Here is a 15,863-nt window from a genome sequence, read left to right as displayed (position 1 = left end):
TAGTTACTGTTTGGGTTCGCTGACGGACGTATCGTCGCAACCAGGCGGCGGGTGCCACTGCGTAATCACGCCCCAAAAAACCATTTTCAACTGTTTTCAAGGAAATTATTAATGAAGCTTCCTCGACCTTCCAAGGGTTTTACCTTGGTCGAACTACTAGTGGTGATTGCTATCATCGGCGTACTGGTTGGACTACTTTTACCTGCCGTCCAAGCGGCTCGCGAAGCCGCGCGTCGAATGAGCTGCAGCAACAACGTCAAACAATTGGGATTGGGGCTGCACAACTATCACAGTGCCTATAACCAGATGCCCATTCATGGGGTGGGTACCGATGACGGTGCCAACGACAAACAAGATTGGTGGAGCAACTACAGCACGAATAATCACTGGCGTCTAAGTGCGTTGGTCGGGATGACCCCGTTCGTCGAGCAACAGGCGTTGTGGGAGAAAATTACCAATCCAAGTTCCGAGCGGACTGATGGTAACAATGGCGCTGCGATTGGAACGACAACCAATCCATGGCCTGCCATGGGGCCTACGCCGCAAGACATCCAGTATATTCCGTGGGCGACCGAACTACCCACACTTCGCTGCCCTAGCGATCCTGGGAGCGGCCTGCCATCGCTAGGCAGATCGAACTATGCATCCTGCATGGGAGATTCGCACTGGCGTGCCCAGCATGGCGAATTCGACCCCGACTTCGGTGCGACCGATAGCGGATGGGCGCAGGAATCACGCGCTGCCAACCGCGGGATGTTTGTTCGTCACAAATCGATGAAGTTTCGCGATGTGCTCGATGGCTTGTCCAACACCATCGCAATGATGGAAATGGCTACCGACCTAGGTGACAACGATATTCGTACACTTGGGCGAAAGCATCCAAACGGCCAAACTCCAGGACAGACCGATATTCGGGATAACCCGAGCACGTGTCTCGAATCGGGTATGATCGACCCACAGCGTCCTCAGTTTTGGATTTCGGGAGCCGCCAACGAATTTGACGCGATCACGAAAGGGCGAGGTTACCGCTGGGCTGATTCCCAAAACATGCAGTCGATGGCGTACACGATCTTGCCACCCAACGGTCCTATTTGCATGCCACACGACTCGAACGGCCCCGCGATTACGACCGGTTCAAGTCGTCACCAAGGTGGGATCCATGTGCTGATGGGCGACGGTGCGGTGAAATTCATCACCGATTCCATCGAAGCCGGGAACCAACGAAACCCTGTGGTGCGCAATGGTGGGACGGTTGCGAACAGCAACGTCCCTGGTGCTAAAAGTCCCTACGGTTTGTGGGGATCGCTGGGAACGCGTGCATCGAAAGAAACTATCAACTCTGAATTCTAATCCTGCGACGGATTCAGATCGAAGTTTGAATACTCTACGAAAAACCCCGGGCTTTAATCAGCTCGGGGTTTTTCTGTTGTCTTTCGACGCTGTTCGGTGAACGCCACCGAAATACGCTCGTTGCAAAACCCTTGTTCGACAACCGATTGCACCCGCGTCCCAAGCCTCTCCTTTTCTCGATCCGCAGGCGGGAGCCGGAATTCTAAAACTTTGCTGTTGTCGTGATTATTGGTTGTGCAATTTTTCAGCCACCTCTCCACCAACTTCGCAGACTGCTGATCTAGTTAGCCGTTTTGGCGCGAGTTCGACTGTCTCGCTTTTTTGTTTTTTCCGTAATTGTGAGCCGACGGCGCTAGCCGCGGGCCTTATGTTGCAAACGTTTTACCGAGCCGCGGCCCGACGCTAGCGAGTTCGGCTCACAAAATAGGACAGTCGAACTAGCGGGCTGCTGATTTAGTGAGCCGTGACGCGTGAGCGGCCGGGTCCCACGCCCTACCCGGTGCCTTACGGCCCACGGCTCACAACTACGATTTACATTTCGATTAAATCAACAGCCCGCTAGCCACGGTTCCGTCACTATCCAACCGGGGCTAGCGACCAAACGCAATGCCGTGAAGCATTTTCTGAGTCGTGTTTTTGCCAAGTCATCACACCCCGAACGCGTAAGCGAGGGACCGCGTCAAGACCGACGTTCCCTCGCTTATGCATTTTGAAGTTGGGCTATTTGCTGTCGCGGAGCGACATATTTCGATAGCCTCGGACTTTAGTCCGAGGGATTTTCGCCAATATCAATCGAGTCCCAGCGGGACGTTTTGTGACTTGATCGTTCGCCACAGAACGTCGCTCCGCGACTTGGTAACAATTTCAGAGCCGAAACCTTGGACTAAAGTCCAAGGCTATCCCACTAAGTGCCTCCGGCACAAAAACAGCAACTTCAGAACTTACGCATTCGGGTTATGAAAAAAGCTTCACCGTGTTGGCCCATACGGCAAACAAGTGGTGTTCGCTACGCCCAAACCACCGGCTAATTGCTAAAATCTCGATCGGGATTGGTCCCAAGAAGATGTGTAGGATAACGAGGGCTCTTTTGTGGGCAACGCACTTCACCTGAGGCAACCACCTCATCTTTTTTTGATCGGCAGGCAGGAGCCTAACGCCGTGAACGATATCGTAGCGGAACTCGTCAAGAGTTTCGGGGTATCTTGCTGCGGGACGAAAGTCTTGACGACTTCCGCTACGCCATAGAAGCACGAAGTTAGCTACCAGAAAATCGATCACGGCGGTGGGTAGGAGCCTGGGAACCAGATAGCGGCAAGCGACTCGATTTACGGCAACCCGCAATCCTGAGTTGCCATTTTCTCATCAACTCGAACCTCCGACGCCTTCTTATTTACGACGTTGGGAAAACATTAAACCTCCATAAACCGGAATCGCTGACCGCCCCCTTTCGCTCCCCCACCTCCAACCTGTCCGCTTACGCACACTTTTGCTCCCACGACCTTTCTGGCTTTCCATTTCCAGAACTTAAAGTCGCGAAACATTTCGCGTAACGGCACTCAATGCCTGCCCCCTTCTACAGGGTCATAGCACACATGACATACATTAGCCTACACTCAGTGGCTACTCATCTTCCCTACCGATGATCCTACGCCAGTGCAGTGGCGGGTACTGAGACATCTTTGTGGTGGGAACCACTTTTCTATTTTGATTGGAGCGCATCAATGAAACGTCACGGACCTTCTGAAGGTTTCACCCTTGTCGAACTGCTGGTAGTGATCGCCATTATTGGCGTGCTGGTCGGATTGCTTCTACCAGCAGTACAGGCGGCACGCGAAGCCGCCCGCAGAATGAGTTGCAGCAACAATGTCAAGCAACTTGGCTTGGGCCTTCACAACTATCACAGCGCCTACAACCAGATGCCGGTTCATGGGACCGGTACGGACGATGGTAGCGTCAACAATCAAAACTGGTGGAGCAGTTACACTACGAACAACCACTGGCGTCTGAGTGCATTGGTCGGAATGACCCCGTTCGTCGAGCAACAAGCGTTGTGGGAGAAGATCAGCAATCCAAGTTCCGAGCGGACGGATGGGAACAACGGTGCTGGGATTGGCACCACGACCAATCCATGGCCCGCAATGGGACCGACTCCTCAAAACATCCAATACACCCCCTGGGCCACCGAACTCCCCACACTTCGCTGCCCGAGCGATCCTGGGACGGGACTGCCTTCATTGGGTAGATCGAATTATGCCTCCTGCATGGGTGATTCTCACTGGCGTGCCCAGCATGGATATCTTGACCCAGACTCGGGGCCTACCAACAGCGGTTATGCTCAGGAATCTCGCGCAGCCAATCGTGGCATGTTTGTTCGTCACAAATCGATGAAGTTTCGCGACGTGCTCGATGGTTTGTCCAACACCATTGCGATGATGGAGATGGCCACCGATTTGGGCGATGATGATACCCGCACGCGTGCGAAAAAGCATCCGAGCGGCCAATCGGGTCAGAACGATATCCGGGACAATCCAAGTACGTGCATCGAGTCAAACATGATCGACCCTCAGCGTCCTCAGTTTTGGATTGCAGGTAGTATGGAAGGGGCAACAAAAGGTCGAGGTTACCGCTGGGCCGACGACCAAAATATGCAGTCGATGTCGTTTACAATCTTGCCACCCAATGGCCCGCTCTGCATCCCCCACGACTCGAACGGACCGTCGATCACAACGGGCTCCAGTCGTCACCAAGGCGGGATTCATGTGCTGATGGGCGACGGAGCGGTGAAATTCATCACCGACTCTATCGAAGCGGGGAATCAGCGAAATCGAGTGGTTCGCAAGGGCGGAACCGCTGCGAACAATAATAACCCAGGTGCTAAGAGTCCCTACGGTCTATGGGGATCGCTGGGAACACGTGCATCGAAGGAGACTATCGACGCTGAATTCTAAGCCTGCGACCGATTCACGTCGACGCTTGAATACATTTGGAAAAACCCCGGGCTCTAATCAGCTCGGGGTTTTTCTATGGTTTTTCGGCACTGTTCGGTGACCGCCACCAAGAAACGTTCGTTACAAAACTCTTGCCAGGGGACGCACTGCACCCGAGGGAAACCTTGGTAGGAAGATGGAGGTAGGAAGATGGGACAACTCAGGCCGGAGCCTAACGCCGTGAACGATTTTCTGGTAGCTACCTTCGCCAGAAGGTGGTGATTTGCGTTGGACGTCAACAATCCACGCTCCGGCGAGCGTAGCTACGAAACGCAAACGCTGTAATTTGCAGCGTAATAATCGTTCACGGCGTTGGCAAGGAGACGGCGTTGGCAAGGAGCCTGGGAACCAGATAGCCGCACGCGACTTGTTGCATACGGCAACCCGCAATGCCGAGCAGCACTTTTTTTACCGCCTCAACTCTCCAAGACCGCCCAAGCCATTCTTATTAGCGAATGCTGGAACACAACAAACTTCCTCAAGCCGCAACTGCTGCCTGCCCCCTTTCGCACACACCGCTTTTTTCTGATCGCCTACGCACACTTTCGTCCTTCTAGCCCTTCTGGCTTTCCATTCGACGAAACTGAAAACGCAAAACACTTCGCGAAACCGCAAACTGTGCCTGCCCCCTCCTGCGGGGCTATGGTCTTTATACTTACCGCTAATGTACAATTAGCGGTTACTTCTATTCCCGGCGAACGTTTCGTCACCACCGCAATGTGGATGCACAACCATCCTCGTAGCGGGATTTACTTTTCTTTTTTCATTGGAGTTTATCAATGAAACGTCATGGACTTTCTAAAGGTTTCACCCTTGTGGAACTACTGGTCGTGATTGCGATCATCGGCGTGCTGGTGGGATTGCTTCTACCAGCGGTACAAGCGGCGCGTGAGGCCGCCCGCAGAATGAGTTGCAGCAACAATGTCAAGCAACTTGGCTTGGGGCTTCACAACTATCACAGCGCGTACGGGCAGATGCCCGTTCATGGTGCTGGTACTGACGACGGTAGCGATAATGGTCAAAATTGGTGGACCGGTTACACCACAAACAACCACTGGCGTCTGAGTGCGTTGGTAGGGATGACCCCGTTTGTCGAGCAACAAGCGTTGTGGGAGAAGATCACCAATCCAAGTACGGAACGAACCGATGGCGCGGTCCAATCACCAGCTTGGCCAGCGATGGGGCCTACTCCCGACAACATTCAGTACACCCCATGGGCTACCGAGCTTCCTACGCTTCGCTGTCCCAGCGATCCCGGAACGGGCCTGCCGTCCCTAGGCAGATCGAACTATGCATCTTGCATGGGTGATTCTCATTGGCGTGCACAGCATGGAGATTTTGACCCAGACGTTGGCGCTACGAACAGCGGTTATGCGGAAGAGTCGCGAGCGGCCAACCGCGGCATGTTTGTTCGTCACAAGTCGATGAAGTTCCGTGACGTTCTCGATGGCCTGTCCAATACGATTGCGATGATGGAAATGGCCACCGATTTGGGTGACGATGATACCCGCACGATCGGGAAGAGGCATCCGAACGGCCAAGCGGGCCAGAACGACATTCGGGACAATCCAAGTACGTGCATCGAGTCCAATATGGTCGATCCACAGCGTCCTCAGTTTTGGATTGCAGGCAATATGGAAGGGGCGACAAAAGGGCGAGGTTACCGCTGGGCCGACGACCAAAATATGCAGTCGATGGCGTACACAATCTTGCCACCTAACGGCGCGGTTTGTATCCCCCACGATTCAAACGGTCCTTCGATTACGACAGGCTCCAGTCGTCACCAAGGCGGGATCCATGTGTTAATGGGCGATGGTGCCGTTAAATTCATCACCAGCTCTATCGAAGCGGGCAACCAGCGAAACCCAGTGGTCTATATCAGTGGTAACGCTGCCAACAACAATGCCCCGGGTGCCAAGAGTCCCTACGGTTTGTGGGGATCGTTGGGAACACGTGGATCGAAGGAAACCATCAACGCGGAATACTAAACCTGCGATCCGTTCGCGTTGAATCTTGCTAACTCTACAAAAAACCCCGGGCCTTAATCAGTCCGGGGTTTTTTCGTGATTTTTCTACCTAAACTTTCACCTACTTATCGGTGCTCTCGTTCATCCCTGCGCTTTCGGCAGCGACAGCAGCTTCGTACTCAGCGATTGCTGCCGCATCCGCGTCCTCAGCAATATTCTTGGGCGCTGAAGAACCACCGCAGCCAGGCAAGACGCAGAACGAGAAAAGTGTGGCTGCAACCAAGACGGACAGTCGACTCATAAGATTTCCTTTGTTTTGTAAATTCACTGGCTTCGAAAGCTCTCAGTATAACAATACTTCAAGCCTTGGCGAGTGTTGTGAATTGGAACACTAGACCTCGGTTTGCCACTCTTTCGTCGCCGGGACTTAAGGGGTCCAATTCAATATCCAGTGTATTAAATTGCGTAAGCAGATAGGTAGGAATCATTGGGGGAAATCCCGTTAGCCGTCTGGGCCAACGCTGTATAGCATTTTTCCTTATAGGGTTTGCGCTGATTTAGCGTAGCGGAAGTCGTCAGGACTTTCGTTTGATGACGTCTGGTCCCCAAAACTCTTGACGAATTCCGCTATAGGAAATGCTTCAAAGCGTTGGCCAAAACGGCCAATTTACTGAAAGACTCCTGCCTAACTGCTTAACATCTGTGCGACGATGGTCTCTGCAAAAAAAACAGTTTCAACGGAAAGCCAGTTTCAACGGAAAGGTCGAGATCGATAATGAGGGCAGCGATATACGGCGAATTCGCCAAACCACTGACGATTGAAACCGTAGCCGATCCAACGCCGACAAAACAGGGAGTAGTGATCCGCGTCGAGGCGACGGGACTTTGCCGTAGCGACTGGCATGGATGGATGGGGCACGACCCCGACATCCGCTTGCCTCACGTTCCCGGCCACGAACTTGCTGGCGTGGTCGAAGCCGTTGGTAATCATGTCACTCGCTGGAATATCGGTGACCGAGTCACGCTGCCATTTGTTTGCGGTTGCGGAAGCTGCTGCCAATGCGCGGCGGGTCAGCAACAGGTTTGCGATCGACAATTTCAACCTGGATTCACGCATTGGGGATGTTTTGCTCAGTACGTTGCGATCGACTACGCCGATGCCAACCTGGTCGGGTTACCGGAGGAGATTGATTTTGAAACCGCCGCCAGTTTGGGATGTCGGTTTGCGACCGCGTTTCGCGCCATTGTTGATCAAGGCAAGGTAAGTGCTGGGCAATGGGTCGCCGTCCACGGGTGCGGCGGTGTCGGGCTTTCCGCAATCATGATTGCTAACGCCTTGGGGGCGAACGTGATTGCGATCGACATCCGCGATGACAAACTTGATTTTGCGAGATCGATCGGCGCGGCCCAAGCGGTCAATGCGACGACTGTCGAAGATGTTGTTGCGACGGTGCGAGGCATCAGCAAAGGAGGTGCTCACGTTTCGATTGATTCGCTGGGAAGCCCGACGACGTGTTTCAATTCGATCGCTTGTTTGCAAAAGCGAGGCAAACATATTCAGGTTGGCCTGATGCTTGCCGATCACAAACATCCTAGCATCCCGATGGACGCCGTGATCGCAGGCGAACTCGAGATCCTCGGCAGCCACGGGATGCAATCGCATCGCTACCCAGCGATGCTGTCGATGATTCAGTCTGGCAAGCTCACTCCGCATAAACTGGTTGGAAATACAATCAGCTTAGAGGAATCGTTGACAGCCCTTGTCGAAATGGATCGCTATCCAGACGTCGGCGTCACCGTGATCAACAAATTCAGCTGATGCCTCCGAGACAATGATCGAAGCAAATGGCGACTGTGGTTTGGTAGGAAGATGGAGGTAGGAAAATGAAGATTTGCGGAAGCCTGGTGTGACGCCAGCTAGCTGCAGCGTTTCCATCGGGCCGCGCCCAACCAAACCGTAGCTAGTGTCGGCAGACGGTGGGGATGCGTTAGAAACACTCTACGCTTTGGCGAACGTAGCAACAGAATGCAAAGCCTGTAATTTGGCGTCTCTAAATGCTTCACAGCGTTAAGTTTTGGCGCTAGCCACAGAATTGTCACCATCCAACCGGGGCTAGTAATTGACTGCTAAAACTTTGGTGTTGCCATCAAATATTGGGAGTAACTTCTTCTTCCGGACTATCGAGCAGTTACCTCTCCACCGACGAAGTCGGTGGAGAGGTGGCAGAAAAGTTGCGCATCCAAAAAATCATGACAACACCAATGTTTTAGCGGCCCGCGGCTAGCGCCGTCGGCTCACGAATCCGGGTCAACGAAAAAATTGGACAGCGAACTAGCGGGCTGTTGAGTTAGAGTTTCTTGAACTTCTAACGCAACAGGATCCAATACCCTCATCATATGCTTCGCATCCGAAGAGAGAGAGTGAATCCGGCGTCCCCATCACGGCTCGAGATCCGTTATGCTGTGGTCACTCTCGCCCAAAGCGCCCCGCCACTCAATAGACTTTGTTAACGCCCCACCGCTGACAAAAAACGCTAAAATCCCGCCTATGACTGTTCACCAAGATTCGCTGCGTCGTGGCGATCCGGAATTGCATCACGCCGCCAGTAGCGTTCGCATGCGAGTCGTTGCGGTCAGCGTGCTGATGGCATTTATGCTGTATCTCGACCGGGTCTGCTTGGGCGAGATCGTCAAAAGCAACTCCTTCCTCGGCGATTTTCCGGACGCCAGTAAAGAAGAGATTGGCGAGGTGCTCGGCGCGTTCTTCTTTGCCTACGCCCTTTTCCAAGTCCCCTCGGGGTGGGCCAGCGATCGGTTCGGCGGCCGTGTGATGCTGACATTCTATATACTTGCCTGGTCTTTGTTGACCGGATTGTCGGGCATGGCCGGTACACTCGCCGGACTGTTGATGGCCAGACTCGCGTTTGGTGTCGTCCAGGCCGGTGCGTATCCAACCAGCAGTGGAGTGATTCGCCGCTGGTTCCATTTTCGCAATCGGGCGATGGCGAGCTCGTTCGTGTCGATTGGCGGCCGGTTGGGTGGAACGCTCGCACCGTTTCTGACCACGCTGCTGATTCTGCAGCTCAGCAGTTGGCGATATGTGTTGTATTTGTACAGCTTCGTGGGAATCGTTGCCGCCGCGGCGTATTGGATCGTCGTCCGCAACCGTCCCGAAGATCACCCGCGAGTCAATGCAAACGAAATTGAACTAATCGGCGAACTCGACACTGCCGAACCCAAACCAGATGCACGCGACATCCTGCCAATGTTATGGGCGATCATCAAAAGCCGTTCGCTGTGGCTGAATTCGATTGCCCAATTTTGCTTGGTGTTTGGCTGGGCTTTTTTGATCACCTGGCTACCCACCTATCTGAAAGAAGAAAAAGGGGTCGAATCGTTTCTGGGGTCACTGATGGTAACCGGCGTGCTTGCGATTGCGATCCCGGGGCAATTGATCGGAGGTTGGCTCGGCAATCGAGCCGTCCGGTCGCTCGGGCATCGCTGGGGACGCATCGCCCCGTTGAGTGCGACCTGCTTTCTAGCAGCACTTGCTTACGTCGGATGCTCGAGTTTTGATTCGGTCTGGATGATCGTTGCCTGCTGTGCGATGGTCTCGCTGATGACTGACATTGGAAACCCCACGGTGTGGGCGTTCATGCAAGATGTTGGCGGACGCAACACCGCTGCGGTCTTTGGCTGGGGCAACATGTGGGGCAACTTTGGTGCGGCCGCCAGCGCGATCGCGGTGCCACGATTGATGACGATGGGCCGATCCGTTGACGGAATTTCGACCGATGGGCAATCGCTTGTTTTTCTCACCTGTGCGGGCATGTACTTGTTGGCGGGAATTGCCATCTTAGGTACCGACGCCACCAAACTGATTCGCGAGCCTGAAACCACTCTGGAAAACTCCTAATATGAAAATGATCTTCGATGCGCATCTCGACCTCAGCCTGAATGCACTGGAATGGAACCGCGATTTGCGGCAACCGGTAGCGAAAATTCGCGAAACCGAGCGACCGCTACCGCCACGTTTGAATGGTCAAGCCGCCGGCACCGTTTCGTTGCCTGAGATGCGTCGCGGCGGCATCGGGTTGTGTGTGGCGACTCAGATCGGTGGCTGCATGAAGCCTCGGTCGTATGTTGCCAATTGGGAGTCGCCCTCGCAAGCGTGGGCGATGACGCAAGGACAATTGGCCTGGTATCGCGAGATGGAACGACTTGGTGAGATGGTGCAAATCACGGATCGCGATGGCCTTGAAACGCACTTGCTGCGCTGGGATGATCCCGTTGCTGCAGCGGAGCGAAACGAACCAATCGGCTACGTTTTGAGTCTCGAAGGATCCGATTCCATCGTGACGCTCGATCACCTCGAACTCGCATGGCAAAATGGGCTGCGCGCCCTCGGCCCCGCACACTACGGCATCGGACGTTACGCGATGGGGCATGACGTGCAGGGAGAATTCCCGGCGAGTGGAATCGAACTGGTCCGCAAGATGGATCAGCTTGGCATGATCCTGGACGTGACGCATTTAAACGAGCCATGTTTCTGGCAAGCGATCGAAATCTACGAAGGCCCGGTGTGGGCAAGTCATCAAAATTGCCGCGCGATCGTGGATGATGTTCGGCAATTCAGTGACGAACAAATCAAAGCGATAATCGATCGCGATGGCGTGCTCGGTGCCGCCTTTGACGTCTGGATGGTCGTGCCGGGGTTTGTTCGTGGTCAATCGACCCCCGATTCCATTGGCGTCACGATGCAGCATATCGCTGACCACATCGATCATATCTGCCAGTTGGCGGGAAACACAAAGCATTGTGGAATCGGCAGCGATCTGGACGGTGCTTTTGGCCGCGAGCAATCCCCCAGCGACCTTGATACGATCGCGGATCTACAATCGCTCGATTCGATACTGGCCAATCGTGGTTACAGCGATGACGATGTGTCGGCGATCTTTCACGGTAATTTTCTGCGGGTGTTACGACAGGCTTTTGGCTAAGCCGTGGGCGTTGCGGGCGACTGGAGGCAAAAGGGCATTATCGCGTTCGTTGCTGTGCCCCTCGTTCCGCTGTATCTTAAGCAAGTAGGTCGAGGATGATTGGTAATTGCACGTTTGTCCTCACGCCGCATGCGGCCACATCCCCACAAGGTATCCCATTATGAGAATCGTCATCCACGCTGGTCTCTTGTTTGTGCTAGCTGCACCTGTTGGCTGCGTCCCATCGAGTTCGACATCCGACACGACGGCTTCCTCAACGCCAGGCGTCACGGCCGAAGAGGCGACACCTCGTGAGACGGTCGGCAAGACGACTCAGAATGTATTGGATCTGGAACAAGCTTTGCAAGATGGCGCGGAGGTGGCGAGCACCAAGATCGAATCGAAAAACCCGCTGATGATCAACGCGGAAGCCTATCGAACTTCGGTTGGAAAGATCGGCGGGATGGGGGTCGAGCACGCAATTCAACTTCGCAATGCTCAGAGTATTCAAGATCCCAAGCCGCTAACACACGAAGTGTTTATGGCCGAGATCATCAAGCCGGACCAACCCGATGGAATCCGATTGCCGATGCTGCCCTATTACCAAGAATATACGTGGGATCAAGCGAATCAAAAATTGGTCGTGGTCGATTTCCCCGCTAGAAAGGCCGAACGCGAAAAGCAACGTTAAAAATGTTCATATCAAGTTGGTTGCATAAGTACATACAAGTAGAGCAGCCGTCGTGATGTGAGCCGACGGGGTTAGTTCGACTGTTGATTTAGTGAGCCGTGACGCGTGAGCGGCCGGGTTCCACGCATTACCCGGTGCCTTACGGCCCGCGGCTTACCACTACCGTTTACACTTCGATTAAATCGACAGCCCGTCAGCTGCGGGCCCGTCGCTTTTGTTGAGACATGCCCACGGCTGGTGCTGCGTTGTAGCTTGATCGTTGGGTAGCGAAACTCGCGTGAGAGTTTCGTCGTGTCCAGAGATTCAACGAAAGTCTTGACGACTTCCGCTACGACCAACCCTAATTTTAAGCCCTGACAAAACACGAACGCAATTTGACAAGTGACGTGGGATTCAAGCCGTAGCTACGTGGGAGAGATGGGAATGAGTGAAGAAGACGTACCTGCTGCAGTCGCCGTGTTTGATGCGGACGGCTGCCATTTCATCAGCTCACTCGATCCCGATACGGTGTTGACGTTGTTTGCGGTCGCATCGGAGGATCCGCACAACTGGGACGAGATGATCGACTTCTGGCCGCGATACCGCACGCCTGTCGTTTGCGAATTCCTTAGTGGATTGCCCGTCCAAAAAGTCGACCAGGCAACTGCGATGAAAACGATTCGGCAGACCGACGGCTGGTTGGTGCTGGATCTGATTCAAAAACGGCTGATCACCGGCCGCAGTGTTCCCAAGATTGGTCGCGACGAAGCGTTTTCGATGGGCGAGGACGACAATAAAGATGATCCATCTTTCCCCCTCAGCATTCATTTGCCGCCGTGGTGGGAATTGCACGAACAGGTTGACGCCGACGTGGTTGATGCCGTTCGGGAAACTCCGATCAACAAACCGCACGTTGACCGCGATGTACTGTATGGCGATCCGCTTCTCGAGGACATTGCCTGGCGCGTGCTGGACACTGTTCGCAGTGAAGCGTGGCTGAACAGCGACGCGGTCCACGACCCCCGAAGCCGCGATCCGTTTACCATCGCGGTGCATCGCGATTGGTTGATGACGTGCCGCGAAGACCTTGACGGCCGGATACCCCGCCAATTGCTGCACGGGGGGCACCGATGGATCGGTCTTCTAGTTTGGGCACAACAGCTTCGACTGCTAGAAGGCGCTCCGGTCGTGGCCGCACCAACCGACATATTCGGTTACGAGACCGCACCGATGAGCGACGAGGAAATGGTCATATATTTTGACCTTTGCCGCGAACTCGTCGACGCAGCGTGGGATTGGTGTACAAGCGAACGGGGGCTACACGCTCTGCAATATGAATCCGATTGCCAATTGCAATTGATTCAGTGGCTTGGTGAGGTGAAACAGCAGTGGCTTAACGCTCCGTTTGAAGGTGGCTCGCCGCCGAGCTTTATAATCGAGTACAGTCGACGACGCGTGCCTCGCAGCGCCGGAGTTCCGATCGCGGGCATGACGCGGCAAGAAGATAAGGAGCCGCATGTTGCCGATTGCGATTGCCCGATTTGCAGCATGATGGCCGATGGCGTTTTCGGCGTGGGCTTTGTCGGACTGGATGGGCACCATTTAGAACTTGATAACGAGTTCGCGTTCTCGATGTTCGAAACACGCGAAGAGTGGGAAGAGGATCAGAGAAGTCACGCAGAATTCTCAAAAGAATTTGAGCGTGAAACTTCGGGAGGTTCCGACGAGAGCGAAAGCGAACTGGACGAATTCGAATCAGTCTGGTCAGGAAACGTTTCAGATGAACCGATCCCGGGCGATCCATACGACCATTTGAAGATGGCTTTCTTGCTTTCGGAAATCATCTCGGAAATGGAATCGCTGCCACAGGCTGATGACGAAATCCCCACTCTCAACGAGCGGTTTCGCGACTATCGCAATTGCGATGATGATGACCAACTCGTTCAAACCGCAGAACGCTTGAAACATTACCTGCAATTCCTGGCGGATCAACACCCGGAATTAACAGGAAAGTCGGCCGATTTCCAAAGCCGTATCGACGAACAACTTCGCCAATGAATCTCAGGTGCATCGCCACGCCACTCCGGAGGCTGCACTGACAATGCGATAGACCGATGGCGTGTCGGGCTGAATTCGGTTTAGCCGAACGTCAAATAGGCAAGCAATCCGAGTTGAAACAGCGTGATCCCAGATGTGACGCAATGCCAACTATGAAATCCGCTGCGAAATAGTTGTAACAGTACGCCGAGCACGGTTAACGTTCCCAACGTTTTTCCGATCACAAAGAAACTGAAGAACGTCGGTTCCATTTTCAACAAGGCTAAGCAAATCGGATTCTGCTCCATCATGAAAATCGTTTCCGAATGCACAAATACAAGCAACATGTCGTAGCACGAGATCAAGCCGATCACTGTGCAGCAACACGTGAAATACATTGAACGAAACCATGCAGGAAGCGTTGGCCACCCTTTTGAAACTCCGACATATTCCAATGTGGGAAATACGTTCGACATCATGTCTCTCTCCATTTAGTTGAAGTGAAAACGTGGTGAGGCATTGGACTACCAAGACCTTGTAAAAAGAGCGAAGCCCTTCAGTGTTTTGGTGGAGTACGCACATGCCGTGCCAGTCACACTCGACGGAGGTGAGCGTCCCCTTATCGTCGTCAAGCGGTAATCATCAACAACATTCAATTCTGAGAAGCGTAATGCTGCCTCAAATCGCCCCCTGCACTGCTGCAGAAATTGGCAATTATCGCAATGAAACGCTAGCATCTAAGCCGACTTGATCGCGTAAAACGCAGGAAAAAGCAGCGTTTGCCAGGCGATAGAGCGACTTGCCCGAAAGCCAGGCAGTGGCGATTGCGAGTTGCAGTGGCGAGGGACTTTGCTGGGGATAAGTGGGGCGTGGGGAAAGAGATGTGGGTTTGATAGCCAGGGGGCGAATCGCCGCCCAAGGCAAATCGGCGATGTTAACCATAGAGTTGCGAAAGATTGGAATTGGATTGAGTCACTATGCTTGTCGAAACCCTTGGCGGCTTGTTGATTTAATCCAAATGCAAATCGCAACGGTGAGCCGTGGGCCGTAAGGCACCGGGTAGTGCGCGGGCCCCGGCCGCTGACGCGTCACGGCTCACTAAATCAACAAGCCGTTGGCGAGTTTCGCTACGAGAGGCCTTGCACACGATGACAGGCTGGAAGCCTATCCCACATTCGGAACGTGATATGCTGATGCATCCACGTTGTACCTGCTTTTCTATCACACTCCTCTTGATTGCGATGACCTAATCACATGAGCATCTTGGCTGATTTCAAAAAGTTCGCATTGCGTGGCAATATGATCGATCTGGCGATCGGTTTCACTGTCGGTGCCGCGTTCACCACGGTGGTCAAGTCGTTGGTCAACGACATCATCATGCCACCGATCGGATGGATTACGGGGAACGCCAACTTTTCCGATTTGTTTTGGGTACTGCATGTCCCAAAAACTGCGACGGTTCCCGAAACAGGTTTCAAAACATTGGAGTCAGCTCAAGCCGCTGGCGCCGTCACCATCAACTACGGCATGTTTTTTAACACTTGCTTCTCGCTAGTCATTGTTGCTCTTGCGATGTTCTTGATCATCCGTGCCGTCAATCGCGTGGACGAAGAGCTTGATGAACGCTTTGGCGAACCCAAGCCATCCGAAGAGCCGTCGGACAAGAAGTGTGACTTTTGTCGCTCGACGATTCCGTTTCGTGCGATCCGATGTCCGCTATGCACCTCGGAACTAACCGTTCCGACCGTCAGCGATTCCGGTAAACCCGCCGAGCGACCGGCCACGTAACAGGACGTTTGTTTGCAATCGTTTAAAGTGCTTCACCTTGTGCGAAACTTGTTTTGGAGAAGTCAGAACGAGCGGAGCAAGTTCA

General features: G+C 53.7%; 11 protein-coding genes. 9 read left to right on the top strand and 2 right to left on the bottom strand.

Features of this window, described 5'->3' with window-relative positions; translation table 11 throughout:
• Positions 1-111 precede the first annotated feature (111 nt).
• The 3 genes from SH528x_RS08080 to SH528x_RS08070 all read left to right on the top strand — a co-directional run bounded on the left by SH528x_RS08080 (position 112) and on the right by SH528x_RS08070 (position 6,325).
• Complete coding sequence (locus SH528x_RS08080) at positions 112-1,350, top strand: DUF1559 family PulG-like putative transporter (RefSeq protein ID WP_442510012.1); 1,239 nt, start codon at positions 112-114, stop codon at positions 1,348-1,350.
• 1,721 nt (positions 1,351-3,071) lie between these two features.
• On the top strand, positions 3,072-4,298 hold the full coding sequence (locus SH528x_RS08075) for a DUF1559 family PulG-like putative transporter (protein ID WP_442510011.1): 1,227 nt from the start codon (positions 3,072-3,074) through the stop codon (positions 4,296-4,298).
• An 818-nt stretch (positions 4,299-5,116) separates the two neighbouring features.
• Positions 5,117-6,325 (top strand): DUF1559 family PulG-like putative transporter, encoded by a 1,209-nt coding sequence (locus tag SH528x_RS08070; protein ID WP_442510010.1) that lies wholly within the window; start codon positions 5,117-5,119, stop codon positions 6,323-6,325.
• Between the two features lie 100 nt (positions 6,326-6,425).
• Here the strand turns inward: SH528x_RS08070 and SH528x_RS08065 are convergent, their stop codons facing one another.
• Positions 6,426-6,605, bottom strand: coding sequence for a hypothetical protein (locus SH528x_RS08065; RefSeq protein ID WP_442510009.1), 180 nt, complete (start codon positions 6,603-6,605; stop codon positions 6,426-6,428).
• Positions 6,606-7,079: 474 nt separating this feature from the next.
• On the opposite strand from SH528x_RS08065, the gene SH528x_RS08060 reads away from it, so the two are divergent.
• From SH528x_RS08060 to SH528x_RS08040, 5 genes are all read left to right on the top strand, one after another.
• Positions 7,080-8,123 (top strand): zinc-dependent alcohol dehydrogenase family protein, encoded by a 1,044-nt coding sequence (locus SH528x_RS08060; RefSeq protein WP_442510008.1) that lies wholly within the window; start codon positions 7,080-7,082, stop codon positions 8,121-8,123.
• A gap of 729 nt (positions 8,124-8,852) precedes the next feature.
• On the top strand, positions 8,853-10,220 hold the full coding sequence (locus tag SH528x_RS08055; RefSeq protein WP_442510007.1) for an MFS transporter: 1,368 nt from the start codon (positions 8,853-8,855) through the stop codon (positions 10,218-10,220).
• A gap of 1 nt (position 10,221) precedes the next feature.
• Positions 10,222-11,304 (top strand): dipeptidase, encoded by a 1,083-nt coding sequence (locus SH528x_RS08050; RefSeq protein WP_442510006.1) that lies wholly within the window; start codon positions 10,222-10,224, stop codon positions 11,302-11,304.
• A gap of 160 nt (positions 11,305-11,464) precedes the next feature.
• Entirely contained in the window at positions 11,465-11,974 is a 510-nt protein-coding gene (locus SH528x_RS08045; protein ID WP_442510005.1) for a hypothetical protein, read from the top strand.
• A 423-nt stretch (positions 11,975-12,397) separates the two neighbouring features.
• Positions 12,398-14,011 carry a hypothetical protein gene (locus tag SH528x_RS08040; RefSeq protein ID WP_442510004.1) on the top strand — a complete coding sequence of 538 codons (1,614 nt, stop codon included), beginning with the start codon at positions 12,398-12,400 and terminating at the stop codon, positions 14,009-14,011.
• 80 nt (positions 14,012-14,091) lie between these two features.
• On the opposite strand, the gene SH528x_RS08035 is transcribed toward SH528x_RS08040, so the two are convergent.
• Positions 14,092-14,469 carry a hypothetical protein gene (locus tag SH528x_RS08035; RefSeq protein ID WP_442510003.1) on the bottom strand — a complete coding sequence of 126 codons (378 nt, stop codon included), beginning with the start codon at positions 14,467-14,469 and terminating at the stop codon, positions 14,092-14,094.
• Between the two features lie 775 nt (positions 14,470-15,244).
• On the opposite strand from SH528x_RS08035, the gene mscL reads away from it, so the two are divergent.
• A complete protein-coding gene (mscL, locus tag SH528x_RS08030) occupies positions 15,245-15,778 on the top strand; it encodes a large conductance mechanosensitive channel protein MscL (RefSeq protein ID WP_442510002.1) in 534 nt (177 codons plus the stop codon).
• Positions 15,779-15,863 lie beyond the last annotated feature (85 nt).

Source organism: Novipirellula methanifontis (assembly GCF_052161655.1).
Classification (GTDB): Bacteria; Planctomycetota; Planctomycetia; order Pirellulales; family Pirellulaceae; genus Novipirellula.
This window is presented reverse-complemented; position numbering and strand designations above follow the sequence as displayed.

Bases quoted from the DNA above. Each gene is read 5' to 3' on its own strand.
- SH528x_RS08080 (WP_442510012.1), top strand. From the start codon at position 112: ATGAAGCTTCCTCGACCTTCCAAGGGTTTTACCTTGGTCGAACTACTA.
- SH528x_RS08075 (WP_442510011.1), top strand. From the start codon at position 3,072: ATGAAACGTCACGGACCTTCTGAAGGTTTCACCCTTGTCGAACTGCTG.
- SH528x_RS08070 (WP_442510010.1), top strand. From the start codon at position 5,117: ATGAAACGTCATGGACTTTCTAAAGGTTTCACCCTTGTGGAACTACTG.
- SH528x_RS08065 (WP_442510009.1), bottom strand. From the start codon at position 6,605: ATGAGTCGACTGTCCGTCTTGGTTGCAGCCACACTTTTCTCGTTCTGC.
- SH528x_RS08060 (WP_442510008.1), top strand. From the start codon at position 7,080: ATGAGGGCAGCGATATACGGCGAATTCGCCAAACCACTGACGATTGAA.
- SH528x_RS08055 (WP_442510007.1), top strand. From the start codon at position 8,853: ATGACTGTTCACCAAGATTCGCTGCGTCGTGGCGATCCGGAATTGCAT.
- SH528x_RS08050 (WP_442510006.1), top strand. From the start codon at position 10,222: ATGAAAATGATCTTCGATGCGCATCTCGACCTCAGCCTGAATGCACTG.
- SH528x_RS08045 (WP_442510005.1), top strand. From the start codon at position 11,465: ATGAGAATCGTCATCCACGCTGGTCTCTTGTTTGTGCTAGCTGCACCT.
- SH528x_RS08040 (WP_442510004.1), top strand. From the start codon at position 12,398: ATGAGTGAAGAAGACGTACCTGCTGCAGTCGCCGTGTTTGATGCGGAC.
- SH528x_RS08035 (WP_442510003.1), bottom strand. From the start codon at position 14,469: ATGATGTCGAACGTATTTCCCACATTGGAATATGTCGGAGTTTCAAAA.
- mscL (WP_442510002.1), top strand. From the start codon at position 15,245: ATGAGCATCTTGGCTGATTTCAAAAAGTTCGCATTGCGTGGCAATATG.